Below are 15,511 nucleotides of genomic sequence, written 5' to 3'. Positions count from 1 at the left end.
CATCATAACATATAGTACAAAAATTTTAGCGTCAATTACGATTTCTCTTAGGGGCTTCCTCCCTCTTAAAAACAGAAAAGCGACCTTTGCAGGTCGCTCGCTTTTGAAATTGCATGAAGGCTGGGAATTCGAAGGAGAATCGACAAGCGTGGGTTATCCTTCTATCATTTTTATCATTCTGCCAATGACCATCACCGCCTCCGCCCGGGTTGCCTGGACTTGGGGGCGTATGGTGCGGTCAGGATATCCGGAGAAGATCCCCTCCTCCGTCACGGCTTGGACGGCATCCTTCGCCCAACTCGAGATTCGTTCCCCGTCCGCGAAGGACAGAACGCTCTTCGGCTTCTCTAAATGCAAGGCGTTTGCCGCTATCACGGCCATCTGCTCCCTCGTAATCGGCTGGTCCGGTGCAAAGAGTGTGTCGTCAATCCCCCGGATGACCCCGTTGGCGTAGGCGATGGAGATTGCCGACCGTGCCCAATGCTTCTCCGTGTCGGCAAACGTTTTATCCCCCGCCGCTTTCCATGCCATCGCCGAGTTCAGGATCGAAACGAACTCTGCCCGCGTAATCGGACGGTTCGGCCGGAAGGTGCCGTCCGGATACCCGCTGACGATCCCGCTCTCCGTAAGATGCCGGATCGTTTCCTCAGCGTAGTGGCCTTGGATATCCGTTAGTTCGACCGCTGGCTCTTGGATCTCAAGCGTTCGGGAGAGGGCCGCAAATTTCGTAAAATGATCGGTTGTGCCGCTGACGGTGCCGTTTTCGTAGTCAACGAGCAGATCGTTCAACGCAACCCATTCCCCCGTCTCCTCGTTCAGCCAAACTAGCAGGATCTGTTTGCCATCCTCCTGCTTCACGTCGGCGTTCAGACGCAGTTGGATGGTCACAGGGACAAGGAATTTCCCCGGTACATTCTTCTTAAAATCGAGTACCCGGCTAACCAGACGTTCCTGATCGGACAACGGCAGGGCACTCGTATCTGTGATCTCTTCGATCGTCACCTGGAACGGGCGATCCAGCGCACCTGCCGGAAACCGGATTTCCCCTCCAGTGAACTTCGCTGTGCCGCCAGCAGCTCCGATCGGATATACGTTGTTCGGCAACGATGGCGCTCCGCTGTTAGTAGAGGACGTATTGCCGGGCGATGGCGCCGGGTTATTGCTTCTCTGGACCAGCCGGAACCGCTGGGACGTTGCCGTCTTCTCGTTCCCCGTCTGATCTGCCGCTCTCACATGCAGGTACCAATCGCCGTCCGCTCCGCTCTTCGTCAAATTAGCGCCACTAACGAACGATACCCAGCCATCCGTTGGCGAAGCGGGATCCGTTGTCCATACATATTGGAGCGATGAAGCATCGACTCCGCTTCCGGTATCCCCTACCGTCGTCCGGGTTGAAGCCGAACCCTCCGCGACTTCCCGCCCGTTCGGGGAGAAATCGATAGTAGGAGGCGTTTGATCGATCCTCACCTTCATCTCTTCGGACAGACGATGTCCAGCTTCATCCTCCACTTCGAAAACAACTCGATGATCCCCATCCCCGGTGATTTCGATTGGCGTCCCGTTCGCATACGCTTGCGGCAATCCGCCATCCACCGCATAGGTAAAGGAGACGATCTCGCCGAATCCCGCCGCAGCGTACACACTGACGGTAACGCTCTGGTTCGTCCAGTCCCCTTCCCCATAAGGACTGCCATCCGCTTGAACCATCTCCGGGGTCAAGGTCAGCCCGCTGGCGCTGATTTTCACCGTACGCCGTATCGTCGTTTCCATCCCCGCCGAATTAGCCGCCTTGAAATCGAGGACATGTACGCCGTCATCCCGAAGCTCAAGGCTCGACGTGTACGCCGTCCAGGTATCCCCGCCATCCAATGAATAAACGAACTCGGTGACGTCTGCAGAATCTCCATAAACCGAAGCGCTCACCGTCACTGGCTCGTTCGTCCACGTTCCGTCTAGATATTCGTCCCCATTTGACGTGGTCATCGTAATCGTAATCGCCGGCGGCCAAGGTTGATCTGCCACACTAAGCAGCGGATGTCCCGCCAGATCAGAGACATTTCCCACATTCGCGTCATAGGACAGCTGGATGTCCTGTCCGCTATGCAGCTCCTCGCCGACCGTCAACTCTAAGGTTTTCGCTCCGGTTTTTACGGTATCAAGAACCCCAATTCCAACACCGTCTACGGATACGAAAAACCCTCCCGTTGCAAGCAGGTTTACCTCTTCATCCAAAGTCACCACAAGGTGATTGGGAACTTCGACTTGTAGGTTCACGATCGCCGGGGGAGCGGTGTCAATGCCGAGATTCGCGGCAATGCCTTGCAAGGCAGGATACGATTTCCCTTCCTCGATCGTCCAGGTCCCATTAAAATCCCACGTCTCGAACGTGGATTTGCTCTTCATCGCTGCAGTCGGCTTCCCGCCTCCATGGCCCGTTGTTGCAGCATCATAATATCCCGCAGTGACGCTGGAAGTCGGGCTGAAATCCCGGCCTACCAACCCTCCGATTTCGGAACCGGAGCCAGGGACATTCCCTGCGGCATAAGCCCGATTGACCGTTCCGACATGGCGTCCGATCAGACCGCCGGTTTCGGAGCTCCCCGCAACGGAACCGGTGGCATAAGCATCTTCAATTAAACTCCCCAGATCGGCACGGCCCACCAGGCCGCCAACCACCATCCAGCCGGAGACATCGCCTCCCGCGAACGATTTCGTGATGACGCCGGGATACATATTACCCACCAGGCCCCCGACTTTCTCAATGCCGCTTACGCTGGCTGTCGAATAGGACAACTCGACAGTTCCCCCGCTCATATCCCCGATTAAGCCGCCGCTGGAGTATCCTCCGTTGATGCGGCCGCCCTCTACCCCAATGTCGTGCACGCGGCCTCCAACGCCGAGACTCCCAATCAACCCGACCTGGACGGTTCCCGGGCGGTTGATGAATAAGCCGCGAACCGCATGCCCTTGGCCATCGAGCTGCCCGGTAAATGGGCCGAGCGTCGCATCGCCAATCGGCGCGAAGCCCGCCCCATCCTCGTCGCTCGTGGCCCACATATCGGCACGGCTATCGTCCGTGAACACCGTGCCGAAATCCATATCGCTTACCAGCGTATAATCCGCCGTCAGATCCATCGCCATCAATTGGAGTTGATGGGCGTTACCGACAACCTGTGACCATTCCGCCCGAAGGAAAGGCCGCGTTGAACCTTCCATCATGAACCAGTCCGCCGTGAAATCCAACCCGGTGTAGCTCGCTTGGCTCAGCGCTTGTGCGGTTGTTAGGCTTGTCGCGTCACAAGAAACCTTCTCGTAAGGATAATTAAAGTAGCCGCACCCATCTGCCTGCCCTGAAGTCTCTTCATCCCAGTAGTTACCTTCCATAAAGGTGCCGTTATTGGAACCAAGCACACCGCCGACATCACCTGCGGGAGCAGTAACCTGACCGGAGGCATGGGACTTACCGATATAGCCATCTACCGCCATGCCGACCAGTCCGCCAACGATTTTGTCTCCGCTGACAGACCCGATGTTATAGGATGTGCTTAAGATTCCACCAGACAGATACCCCACCAAACCGCCTATGTAATTACCACTTCCATGAACCGTGCCGGCAAAATAGGATCGACTTAACTCCCCCCCTTCCTTCAGCCCGATAAGTCCGCCAACCGTGTCATTTCCTTCCACATGACCGGTCGCATACGATTTCGTTACCGTTCCATCGCTGCGTCCTACCAATCCTCCGACATTATTCGTTCCGCTGACATTCCCCGTAGCGTACGAGGCGAGAATCTGGCCGTATTCGTAACCAACCAGCCCCCCAACCACTCCAGATCCCCATACATCGACCCCGGCATGGGACTGCTCGATCGTCCCGTTATTGTTCCCTGCCAGTGCGCCGGTAGAGGTGCCGCCCGTGATGGTACCGCCCTCCATCCCTAGATCTCGAACCATGCCTCCCGTGCCAATCATTCCAAACAGCCCCACCCCATCCTGAGACGGCCGATTGATCGTCAGGTTACGGATGACATGACCTGCCCCGTCTAACACCCCCGTGAACTGCGTGGAGCTGTCCCCGCTGCCTCTTTCCCCAATCGGCATCCAGCCCGCTCCGCCGTCCCAACCCGCCGTCGCCGACGCATCGATATCCGCGCCAAGCCGATAGTGGGCCGTCAAGTTGCCCCGTACTTCATCAAGCTGATCCAGCGTCGTGACGATAAACGGATCCCCCGCCGTCCCGTTTCCCGCCATCGCCAATCCTTCCGAATCCGCAAAAACGGCCATTGGCGGGACACCCAACACCAACGACAGTACCATCAACCCTATGAAAAAACGCTTCATTCCGTTCAACCCTTCCTTCTCTCTTTCACCGAATGATAATCATTCTAAAATTATAAAAGATCTCATCGGCTATCGAATCTAACTGCGGTTATAGATTCGGTTATAGAAAGGGGGATGAACGCTCCTATATAGCAAAAAAAGGGCTCTGCATGCATCATTCATGAATGACAGAACCCTGTCGAAAAATCCAGGGTCTAAGTAATTTCAATTCTTGTTTCCTGGACATCTACAATTGTGTTTACTTCCTCATTATCATGCCAATAGATCTCGCATCTAATGTTCGAGTTTGATTCTTTCTTTATGGCGACAACTTTATTTACGTTCCAATCGATCGACACCTTAAATTGACCTGAACTAACAGGAACATTTTCAGAACCAAGTTCCCATATCACAATTTCACCAATTCTATTTATCTCTTTATCCGCCCGAGTTTTTGAATAAAAATGGATCGTTGTATTTTCTGGTAAATTCATTAAATCATAGTGGATACTCGGATTGCTGTACTGTCCGTCTCGATCATTCCCTTGGACAATTACACCCCTTTCCAAAGAATGGTTTTTGCATCTATATTGAAGTAAATTTTCCACATCTCTAAATACAATCGATGTATTTGCGGGTATACTTCTCCACAATTTAACACAATCGATGATCTGGTTATGTCTTTCCAGGGCCGGAACCACAGTATTATTGTAATGATTCAGTCGATTCTCTTCACATCTTCCCTTATAGACAGATAAATTCTCAGATCCACTCCATCTATGTTTTTTTTTGCCCCACTGTGAAGTGTAATAGGCATAATTTTGAGGGTCCATATCTCCTACGGGCAAGCCTCTACCGCTGCTACAGGATGAAGAGACAAAGGTTTTTGCCAATTCTATAATTTCCGTTGATTTTGCCTCCGCCCAGTCTGCGTATTCCTTTGCACGACTCGTCAAGTCTTGAACAAAAGCTCCATTGGTGCTCGATAGATATCTTAGACATACTAAATCCATACTTGCAGAGATCATGAAAGGTCCTAAAGTTTTAGTGCCCTCCATGATAAAACGCTCCGCCAAAATATGAACCTTTCCTTCAAGTTGTTTGATCATATCCGTATCTTGCTTGGGTAAATACATTAGAATGTCTTTTCTTACGGCTTCAAGATCGGCAGACCATTCCTCAATAAATTGTTGATTTACGATTTGATCAATCCGTTGGCAGATTTCATCAACTGAACTTCGTATTAATTGATCAGTAGATGATTCAATGCCAAGTAGTTTTTCTAATTCTACTCCAATCGTATCTCCGGCCAATTTGCTAACAATTCCTGCTGCAATCCATCCTGCAACAGCCATCCAATCGACAACAAATGTTTCTTCAATAAAATTGTTTTGATAGTTTTCTCTCGTCATTATTTAGCCCCCCATTTTCTTTGAATATTTTCCCCCTTCTTCTACCACATTATCCGTATTCCTTATATGATAACGACGGTCTGGGAATGGCCGATGATCAATAAACAAAGAAGAGTTATCGGAAGTGATCCGATAACTCTTCTTGTGTATCAAGGGGATATCCAAACCATATCTAAGCCAACCACAACTTCTCTTGCCCAGGTTGCTCGTCCAGGAACTCCTCATATTGCGGCTGAACAGGCGCATGGAATTGAGTTGGAGCCGGCTCTGGCGTCGGCTGCAGATAAGCCTCGTCCACATACATGATTCTGCGTTGAACCTGCATCAATCCATTCACGACGCGAAGAGCGACCCAGAACAACACCAGGCCAATGCCTTCGGAGAGCAGATACTGCTGATTATAGGTCCAATCGATATGGAAATACGTGAATAGGGTGTTTTCCAAAATATCCAGCTTCATTTCATTCATCAGAATGATATGCACGACGGGAAGGGCAATAAAGCCGATCCCTAGGGCAAGGGCCGTAACCATCACCGCAAAGAAGACGATGCCGGTGATGAAACGAAGGATCACGAGCATCAGATTTCGGAAGAACAACTCCCCGTCAAACCCCTTCACCATACGCATAAACCAATTTTGTCCAGCCTCTGCTTGTGCGTAGTTTGGAACCGCCGCGGGCGGAACCGGCAACCTTAAAATATGCCGAATCAGACTTTGCTCAAAGCTCACAATCCCATTCAACAGCTTGGCCATTCCAAAAAACATCGGGATCCCGATAAACACCGGAGTCAACGCAATGGAAAGGGCAAGCCCCGTAATCGCTAACGTCAAATAGATGATCCCCAACGGGAGAGAGAGCAAGAGATAGAGCATCGTTGCATAGGTCTTGGGATTAAACAGCGCCCAATTCACCTTCCCCACCTTCGCCACATTCGTCGCTTCTACTGCTTTCACTTTCAAACACTCCTTTACCTTCATCAGTCACGCGCAAAGTTTATAAACCCATTATAACTACCGTATTGGCGCGATATAACCGTCTTAGGTGGTGTTTGGAAGCTAGACTTTAGGCTAGGGCGATTCGAAAATAAAAGAGGCGAACCGTGGAACTGAAATCCACCATCCGCCGCCGCGCAATCAGCCCAAGAATGCGATAGAGCGCTTTACTTTTTTAGCAAAATCAATCGGATCATCAATGGATTCCCAGTGAACATACATCAGCCGCGGACTATCAAAGAGCCAGTGATTGTGAACCGCCGTTACTTTAATCCCGTTTTTGCGCAAGTTGGTTAACAACCGATTAACCTGGCTTTGGAAGAGAGCCGTTTCCCCCAAACAAAGGGCACGACCTGAGCGATCCAATGACTCAAACGAGAACAGTTGATAACGGATCAACGGGGAAGTCGTTTTTCTCCCCAATATTGCAGCATTAATTCTTCGATTTCGGCTGACAAAACAAACGGGGCCTTTGGTGATTTCATGTTCCGTTCCGCCTAAAATGCTAGAAAACTCGTTACACAATCTTCGAAAACGAGGACTAGCCTTCACTTGTGCCGCCATTGCATACATCCTTTCCATTCATCCGATAATCAAATCACGAAACAAAGCCGGACTAACCTAAAAAGGCAATTGAAGCTTTGGTTTTTCTAGCAAACTCAATAGGATCCGAGACAGCCTCCCAGTGGATATACATCAACCGTGGATTTTCCTTTAGCCAGTGGTTATGAACGGCTGTCACTTTGATCCCCCGCTTCCGGAGGTTCGTGATCAAACGGTTGACCTGATTCTGATGCAAGGCCGTCTCCCCCAGACAAAGCGCACGCCCCGACTTATCCAGCGATTCAAACGAAAACATCTGCATCTGAACCAAAGGAGACCGCGTTCTTCTTCTCAAGATCGACTCGCGCAGATTCGTCATCCGCGTAACAAAACAGACCGGACCTTCTTCGATCTCGGATTCGCCGCCCAAGATTTTGCCGAATTGGTTACACAGTCTTCTGAATTGAGGACTTACCTTCCCATGTGCCGCCATAGACATCCTCCTTATATCAATATCAAGACATCCTATGTCAGAAAGAAATCATATGCATAGACAGTTACTCTTGCTGAACAAATAAAAAAAGCACCCAAAAAGGTGCTTGATAAACCGTAATTAGCATCGCCTTAGTTCGCGTCAGGCTGCTGCCGTTCCGCGTTCCCATAACCCAACCGTGAAGATCAACAAAATCAGTACCTGGGCCGAAACTACCACCAAAGCCGTTTGGTCGAAGACCATCTCCGTGCTGAAGGAAAGGAAGTTATGTACTACATGCCATACAATGCCGATCCAAAGACTGCGGGTAATACTGATGATGAGTGCCAATACAAGGCCAACGAGAAAAGCGAAGACGATCTGCAGCAACACCTCGACCGGATTCGTTCCGCTCAGGGCGTTGGCGGCATGCAGCACGCCGAAGACGATGGACGAGCCGATCACGGCTTGTTTACGGGTTAATCGGGATAGGAAGGAAAAAGCCAATCCTCGAAAATAAAGCTCCTCGTTAAAGCCTACCATAATGGTGAACAGAGCAAGCACGGCGTATTCGCCCCCCGGACGGGTATACGCGTCGGGACCGTAGGCGACGAGCGGAATGACCTCCAACAGCAACAACGGCACGCCTAACCAAATGGAGCGTACGCTACCCGAGGCAGGGCGGCGAAAGCCGATCTCTTCAGCCGAAAGCCGGGAACGGCGCAACAACCACAGGCCCACCAAGATGGATAAAACCACGGACGCTGTCATGACAAGGTAAGACGGGACTTCCGCCAATTCGGCGACTTGGGCTGCCGCAGAGCCGACAGCGGTCAGAAAAGTGCAGATCAGTGCCGCGATGACGGCTGCAAGATAGGGATGTTTGGTGATGAATTTCTCGGACATGGTTAAAGCTCCTCGCCTTCTTTTTTGAGTACAACCAGCAAGCCTTTAAATATGCTGCCTAACACGTCTCGTGCCTCCGCGTCGTCCATCGTGCTGCTATTCGTTGCGACCAATGAGGCGATCCCGTGGGTCGTATACCAGATCCCGGCATATAACCTCCGCGCTAAATCGGGCGAAAGTCCGGTCATGCTCCCGATCATCGCAATCACCTGTTCGTCGCCTTCGGTGGAGCCGGCAATCTCGGTCACCTTCTCCTGCTGCAGCCGGTTCGACATAAACAGAAGCTGGAATAGCTTCTTCTCCGTCCGTGCAAACCGGATATACGCGAGACCCATCTCCAGAAAGCCGTTCCCGCCGCCCTGCATCGCTGCCAGCATCGCCGTATTGTAGAGATGCTCCGCATAGGCGGATATCGCTTCTCTTAATTCCTCCATCGAAGTAAAGTGGCTAAAAATCGGCTGCGTAGAGGTGCCCAGCTTCTTCGCGACGTTTCGCGCATTGACGGCATCCATTCCCTCTTCACGCAGCAGCTCCAGCGCCGCATCCAATACGATCTCCCGCGTCACCTTCGGTTTCGGGGGCATATGGTTTCCTCCTCGCTTACGTTTAATAACACTTGTTATATTACGTATGTTATTTTATATTCAGCCCTATGTCAATGATATTTTTTCGGTTCGCGGGCCCTCCCGTCAACACCCTCATTTCCTTATCTCCCTCGTTTTTTCAGCTGAAACCTTCGGTTTTCCTTTTTTCCAGATACCTCTGATAAAACCAAATGGAAACCGTTAACCAGCTGCCGCTTGCTAAGAATCCACCAAGAACATCACTTGGATAATGTACGCCTAAATAGATACGGCTGACTCCAATTGCGGTGATCATCGTGATGCTAATTATGATTAACAATCCACGGCCAACGGGTGTTGATATATGGCGCCAGAGTAAATAGGCGAGAATTCCATACAAACTAAAAGCAGCCATAGAGTGTCCGCTGGGAAAACTAAACCCGTTTGCATTTACAATTCGATGTAATGTGGGACGGGCACGATGAAAGATAACCTTTAATGTTTCGTTTAAAAGAGCTGAACCGACGACCACAGATGCAAATAAAATCAACTCTCTACGGTGATGTAGAACTTGATATAGAAAAAACAGAACAATTATTGTAAGAACGACGACGGGAATTCCTCCGCCGATAAAGGTAAAGAATCTCATGATATTCGTAAGTGCAGGTGCTTCTCGTCCTTGAACCAAAGAAGTAATCACGCTGTCAAATTGGTTTATCTTTTGATCGGATACCAGCAGGGCTACGATTCCAAATCCTATAGCGCTCAGAAGGCTTATAAAAAAAGCGCGGGTTAGCTGTACCTTTAAATTCACTTTTAAACAGACTCCTCTTTTACTGGGCTCCTTTATTCTGCCCTTTGAATTGTTGACCGTTCCTGAGATGGTCGCCCCCCCAACCACCTTAATCTGTGCATTTTTAGGAAAAATACCCTTGAACGATATGCGTTCAAGGGTATTTCGGAATCGTATTCCTGATCTTAGCCAATAGTCACCTTGGAAAGTAGAGAAAGTTCTGCTTTCTATTTTGCAATCTGGCAGATCAAGCTTCGCGCCTCCGAATCAGCTCCTTCTCCAGACTCTCTCTTCCTCGGTTCATCGCCCAAAAATGATTCGAGGTGAAGAGCGGTTTCAGGATTGGCGAGAATAGTTTGAGTAAAGGCTTCTCGGCGTTCACGTACCAATCAAACTGTACGTTCACGTATTCCCCATCCTGCTCGAACCGCCATGTCCCGTGACCGACCAAGTCGCCCGAAGACTTTAAGGCGATAGAATGCGGCGCTTGTTCCGCCGTCTTGCATGACCTCCAGCGAAGCTTGTAGGGCAACTTGCCTCTTGAGAGAATTTCATAGACCTCGTTGCCCGTCTCCTTGTCGGTACCTCCCGTTTGAATCTTCAAGTACACTTCGGGCCACCAGCGTTGATAGTCCAAGAAGTCGGAGCAAATCTCATAGATTTCCCAGATGTTCCCCTTCACCCGCCAATGGGTCGGCATGTAATATTCGTTCGCTGCCATGGCTTAGTTCATCCCCTCCAACAGTTGTTCGATTTCAGGACTTAACGAGATCGCTCGCAAGAGGACGGTCAACACTTCGGCTCGAGTAGCGCTGTTATTCGGGTCAAACACATTCTCGCTCCGGCCATTGATAATGCCGGCATTCGCGGCTAGCTGTATCTGATCCTTGGCCCACGTAGGTTCGAGATCCTGCAGTTTCACCGTCTTCTCCTGCTTCACCTCCGCCAAATTGACAATCCTGGCGAGGATCGCAATCATCTCGGCGCGCGTGATGTTCCGATCGGCATGGAACATGCCGTCCTCGTAGCCCTTGATGATGCCATTACTGGCCAGCATAAGAACGGCATCCCTCGCCCAGCTGTTCTCAAGATCGGTAAAGCCAGGCGTTGCTGCGGTGCCTTGGGCAAGCGGGAACAGCCTTACGAGCATCGAAGCGAATTCTCCTCGCGTGATGATGGCATCCGGCTTGAAAGCCCCGTCGCCGTATCCTTGAACAATCCCGAGTCTTGCGAACAAGCGGATGCTATCCGCTGCCCAGTGGTCTTCCGTATCCGGAAAGACGGGAACATTCGCATGGCGAGGATCGTTGAATTTGGCGGTCAGAGCCTCCAGCATCGTATGGATCGCTACCGCGTCATTCACGTCGATCGGAGGTCGGCCGGGAACGACATGGAGTACCGCAGGCTTCTCTGGCGGCTGCGTTGTCGGGTCCGTCGGCGTCGTTGGTCTCGTCGGTGTTGCCGGGGCTGTTGGCGTTGTCGGGCCCGTCGGCGTTGACGGACCCGTTGGCGTTGTCGGGGTATCCCCGCCGCCAGATTGACGCTTGTAGATCGTGACTTCTTGGCTTCCGACGACCCCGGAACCATCCTGAGCCGCCGCCTGAACCGTCACCGTGCCGGTATGTTCCGCCTTCAGCAATCCATTCTCATCAATGACCGCCTTACCGGTACCGCCTTGGATTGACCACGAGACCTGCTTGTTCGTGGCATCGTCCGGATTCACGCGGGCGGTCATTTGCAGCGTGCCCCCTTCATAAACGGAGGAGGTGACGCTTGTCACCGTAATGCTGGCAACCGGGATCGTGACCACCGGTGCCGAAGCCCTCGTGATCGTAACCCGATAAGCTTTGGTCGTTCCATTATCCGCTATTACGAATAGCGTTACGGGGTTGGAGCCCACATTCAGGTGGACCTCTATAGGATGACCGGACTCAACTATATTCCCGTTGACGGTTATGGTCGCCGCCAGATCAGATACTTCAGGCACGATCGTGACGCTGCTCGTCGCATGTCCGACGTCAGCAGTATAGCTGGTAACCTCCGCTTGGAACTGAGGCGTTAAATCACCGACGCTCAGCGTCAAGCCCGCTAAGTTGGCATCCGAGCTTGGATTTGAGCCAGACATCGGCTTAACCCGAATCGATACCGTTGCCGGCTCCGCACTCGACCCATCAAGGCTCGCCGATAGCTCGACTATGGTTGTCTCGGTTACATGCGGAGCTTTCCAAATGGTTTCGAAAGTTCCGTTTTCATCGGTTTTCACCGTTGCCATGTCGGTCTCCGTCAGGATCCACTTGCCTCCGTCCGGGCTGCTCAAGTGAACGGAGAGGTTCGCTTGAGGCGTATCGTCTTCATCCACAACCGTACCGGTAACCCGAATTTCCTCGCCGCCTGACACCACATTGCTGAACGCGAACAGCTGGATCGCGAGCTGCTTGTTCTCCCACTTGGCGTATAAGGTCATGTCCCCGGCAACCGTATCCTGTTCGAAGTTCCATGGTGTCGCATAGCTCGGGTCCTTGTACCAACCGGCAAATCGATACCCATCCTTGCCCGGCGTCGGCGGCTCAGTAAGATTAGCCCCCTTGCTGGCGGTCGTCGCAGGGATGGCCGTTCCCCCGTTCGTCTCATACGAAACGGAATATTGCGCGGGCGCAGGTTGCCATACGGCATAAAGCTTCACAATTCCCTTTATGAGCTTGAATTTATAGCTTTTACCCGCCTCATAAAAATTTCCGTTTCCATCTTCCCCCGTATTCCATCCTTGAAAAGTATATCCCGTTCTCTTCAAGCTCCCGCCCGGCTGAATGACCATCGATGAATAATAACTGTAATGCGTATTGTCGGCCGGTGCTTCCCCTTCGGTTTGTCCGTTGCCGTCATATTCTACGCGGACATCGCTCGTTTCATAAGGGAACCCGTTTGAAGTCGCATAATTGACCATGTCTCGGTCGCCAACGGCCGGAAAGATAAGCTTGACACCATCCTGCGTCCCTCCAAATACTTCGTCCCCAAGCCCTAAGGTCGCAGGCAGGATCACTTGAGTGAGCCTGTTGTTTTTAAAGGCATTGGAATCCAAGTAAGTGGTCGTCCCCGGCAGAATGATGGAGGACAACCGATTCTCGGAGAACGCGCCGAACCCAATCTCTTGCAGACCGTCTTCGGCGAACATTACATTCTCCAGTAGATTGTTATAGAACGCATAATCATCCACCTGGGTAACGCCGCTTGGGATCGTAATCGAAGTTAACCGATTATTCTCGAAAGCACGGCTGTTTACGGAAGTTAAGCCGTCCGGCAGCGTCACCGCAGTCAGCTCCTCGTTCGCAAAAGCCCCCTCTCCAATCTCTTTCACGACATAGCCGTCGATCGTCTCGGGAATGACCCCATTCGAATCGGTTCCTTCGTATCTCGTAATCACAATCCCGCTGCCGTCGTCTTTCAGACGGTAGGCATAATCTCCGCTGGTCGTCGTACTGGCTCTGCGTACTTGCAGTGTATACGTCTGCGTGTGGAGTCCGTCCCCCGCGGTTACGACGATCGGGATTAAGTTCAACCCGGTTTGCAACGGTACACGGATGGCTGAACCGCTGTCGGCAGGCACATTATTAATGTTCAGCGTGGAAAGATCGCTGGCTGTGCTTGCCGTCACGTCGATACTCGTGACGACATGGCTGACGTCCGCAACGGTGTAATTGTATGTGTCGCCCGAGAATTCCGGACTGAGCGTCATGGAGTCTAGCGACAATCCGCTTAACCGGGCATTGGACTTCTCCGACGGGACGACCTGAATCGTCCGACTGTCCATCACGTCGATCGTACCGTCTACGCTTGCCGTGAGGGTCACGGATTCAGGATCCGTGACCCAAGGAGCCGTCCATTCCGCGGTTAAACTGCCGCTCGCATCCGTTGTCACGGACACGTCACTGCCCTCCGTAAGCTTCCATTTGCCCCTCGTGCTATTCAGATTCACGACGGCATGCGCAACAGGCGAGTTGTTCTCGTCTCTCACCACGCCGGTTACCGTCAGGGTATCGCCGCCCGTCACATTCACGTTATCTGCCGCCAGCTCTAGTGAAGCGATAGCTGCCGAACCGTTCCACTTCCATTTCGCATACAACGTTATATCTCCGAAGACGGTATCCTGGGCGAAATCCCAAGGCTGCGAGTAAACGCTGTCCTGATACCATCCGTCAAAGGCATACTCCGTCCTCTTCGGCACCGGTGGCTCGGTTGCTTGTTCTCCGTAGGCAACCGTTTGGGACGCGATGGGCGTCCCCCCTCTCGTATCGAACGTTACTTGATAAGAACTCGCCTCCCACTGGGCATACAACGTCAAGTTCCCATACGGAATGCCGTAAATGATCGGATAGTTGCCTCCGTCGTAATTCGTCCCGCTACCATCCGGCATCGTATTCCATCCTTTGAAGGTATAACCGTCCTTCGTTAACGAGCCTTGATCCGGAACCGCAAACTGTTTATAGCACACATAAGGCGTCGATGAGGGAGGCGTGCCCCCTGTGCTGCCGTTCCCGTCATAGGTAATCTCATATTTGCAAGGGATGATCTGGAGACCGTATTTGCTGGCATGGTTTTGAACCGATACGCCGCCGGCGAGCGGAACATAGATCGCAACATTCGGATTCAGACCGAATACGGGATACATATCGCCGCTGCCCAAATCGACTGTCGGTGGGATCGCAACATAGCCCAATTGATTGCTCTCGAAGGCATTGACGTGGATGGCGATTACCGATTTGGGGATTTGAAGCGTCGTTAATTGATTGTTGGCGAAGGCATAATCCTCAATTCGAGTCAGTCCTTCCGGAAGGGCAACGCTGGCCAGACGATTATGCTGGAACGCACCCATTCCGATGGAATTCAGGCTGCCGGGAAGCGTTAAGCTTTCCAACTGATTGTTCTCGAAGGCATACGCACCCAGGAAGGTTAAGTTTCCAAGCGTAACGCTTTGTAGAAGGTTTTTTTGAAAAGCCCCTTTACCGAGGTACGTTACGCCGGGAAGCTCGATCACGCCTAATCGATTGTCGGCGAAGGCATAATCATAAATCTCCGCAACGCTCGGCGGGATCGCGGCGTGGGATAATTGGTTGGACCCGAAGGCATTGTTGCCAATGTACGTAACGCCATCCGGAATCGTGAGGTCTGTAAGCTGATTGCGGTAAAAGGCGAAGCTCTCGATTCTTGTAATGCCGTTCGGGATCGTAACGCTGGCAAGTCCAGCGTTGGACAATGCGCTACTTCCGATGACGGTGACCGCCTTGCCTTCGATCTCGCTCGGAATGACGACCTCTGTGCTTGTTCCTGTGTAACCCGTAATCGTGACCGTGTCGTCCGATTGCACCACATAAGTAAAATCGTTATCCTGAATTTCCTCTGCGTGAGCCGTCGGCAGGGACAAGTTACCTCCAAGCATCACGCACAACATGAACAAGGTAAAAATTCGGCGCATAATTCTCCTCCAATTAAGATTGATCCATTGTCTATTAA

Annotated in this window: 10 protein-coding genes; all 10 read right to left on the bottom strand. The window is 51.8% G+C overall.

Annotated elements, in window-relative coordinates:
* Positions 1-153: 153 nt before the first annotated feature.
* Positions 154-4,341 carry an S-layer homology domain-containing protein gene (locus tag KJS42_RS13020; protein ID WP_213623088.1) on the bottom strand — a complete coding sequence of 1,396 codons (4,188 nt, stop codon included), beginning with the start codon at positions 4,339-4,341 and terminating at the stop codon, positions 154-156.
* Between the two features lie 194 nt (positions 4,342-4,535).
* Complete coding sequence (locus tag KJS42_RS13015; RefSeq protein ID WP_213623087.1) at positions 4,536-5,732, bottom strand: hypothetical protein; 1,197 nt, start codon at positions 5,730-5,732, stop codon at positions 4,536-4,538.
* Between the two features lie 172 nt (positions 5,733-5,904).
* Positions 5,905-6,687, bottom strand: coding sequence for a sensor domain-containing protein (locus tag KJS42_RS13010; RefSeq protein WP_213623086.1), 783 nt, complete (start codon positions 6,685-6,687; stop codon positions 5,905-5,907).
* A 180-nt stretch (positions 6,688-6,867) separates the two neighbouring features.
* Complete coding sequence (locus KJS42_RS13005; protein ID WP_418888770.1) at positions 6,868-7,290, bottom strand: DUF1259 domain-containing protein; 423 nt, start codon at positions 7,288-7,290, stop codon at positions 6,868-6,870.
* Positions 7,291-7,342: 52 nt separating this feature from the next.
* The gene (locus KJS42_RS13000; RefSeq protein WP_155606990.1) at positions 7,343-7,762 is read right to left on the bottom strand and encodes a DUF1259 domain-containing protein; all 420 of its coding nucleotides are present in this window, start codon (positions 7,760-7,762) and stop codon (positions 7,343-7,345) included.
* A gap of 141 nt (positions 7,763-7,903) precedes the next feature.
* On the bottom strand, positions 7,904-8,647 hold the full coding sequence (locus tag KJS42_RS12995) for a CPBP family intramembrane glutamic endopeptidase (RefSeq protein ID WP_213623084.1): 744 nt from the start codon (positions 8,645-8,647) through the stop codon (positions 7,904-7,906).
* A 2-nt stretch (positions 8,648-8,649) separates the two neighbouring features.
* Positions 8,650-9,231 carry a TetR/AcrR family transcriptional regulator gene (locus tag KJS42_RS12990; RefSeq protein WP_213623083.1) on the bottom strand — a complete coding sequence of 194 codons (582 nt, stop codon included), beginning with the start codon at positions 9,229-9,231 and terminating at the stop codon, positions 8,650-8,652.
* Positions 9,232-9,370: 139 nt separating this feature from the next.
* Positions 9,371-10,024: a phosphatase PAP2 family protein gene (locus tag KJS42_RS12985; protein ID WP_213623082.1), complete on the bottom strand. Its 654-nt coding sequence runs from the start codon at positions 10,022-10,024 to the stop codon at positions 9,371-9,373.
* Between the two features lie 226 nt (positions 10,025-10,250).
* Positions 10,251-10,724 carry an SRPBCC family protein gene (locus KJS42_RS12980; RefSeq protein WP_155606987.1) on the bottom strand — a complete coding sequence of 158 codons (474 nt, stop codon included), beginning with the start codon at positions 10,722-10,724 and terminating at the stop codon, positions 10,251-10,253.
* Positions 10,725-10,727: 3 nt separating this feature from the next.
* Complete coding sequence (locus tag KJS42_RS12975; RefSeq protein WP_213623081.1) at positions 10,728-15,473, bottom strand: leucine-rich repeat protein; 4,746 nt, start codon at positions 15,471-15,473, stop codon at positions 10,728-10,730.
* Positions 15,474-15,511 lie beyond the last annotated feature (38 nt).

The sequence above is a fragment of the Paenibacillus sp. J53TS2 genome (assembly GCF_018403305.1).
Classification (GTDB): Bacteria; Bacillota; Bacilli; order Paenibacillales; family Paenibacillaceae; genus Fontibacillus; species Fontibacillus rhizolycopersici.
The sequence above is the reverse complement of the archived record's forward strand: the minus strand, read 5'-3'. Positions and strand labels throughout refer to the sequence as shown.

Excerpts from the sequence above, each read along its gene's own strand:
- KJS42_RS13020 (WP_213623088.1), bottom strand. The coding sequence starts at position 4,341 with ATGAAGCGTTTTTTCATAGGGTTGATGGTACTGTCGTTGGTGTTGGGT.
- KJS42_RS13015 (WP_213623087.1), bottom strand. The coding sequence starts at position 5,732 with ATGACGAGAGAAAACTATCAAAACAATTTTATTGAAGAAACATTTGTT.
- KJS42_RS13005 (WP_418888770.1), bottom strand. The coding sequence starts at position 7,290 with ATGGCGGCACAAGTGAAGGCTAGTCCTCGTTTTCGAAGATTGTGTAAC.
- KJS42_RS13000 (WP_155606990.1), bottom strand. The coding sequence starts at position 7,762 with ATGGCGGCACATGGGAAGGTAAGTCCTCAATTCAGAAGACTGTGTAAC.
- KJS42_RS12995 (WP_213623084.1), bottom strand. The coding sequence starts at position 8,647 with ATGTCCGAGAAATTCATCACCAAACATCCCTATCTTGCAGCCGTCATC.
- KJS42_RS12990 (WP_213623083.1), bottom strand. The coding sequence starts at position 9,231 with ATGCCCCCGAAACCGAAGGTGACGCGGGAGATCGTATTGGATGCGGCG.
- KJS42_RS12980 (WP_155606987.1), bottom strand. The coding sequence starts at position 10,724 with ATGGCAGCGAACGAATATTACATGCCGACCCATTGGCGGGTGAAGGGG.
- KJS42_RS12975 (WP_213623081.1), bottom strand. The coding sequence starts at position 15,473 with ATGCGCCGAATTTTTACCTTGTTCATGTTGTGCGTGATGCTTGGAGGT.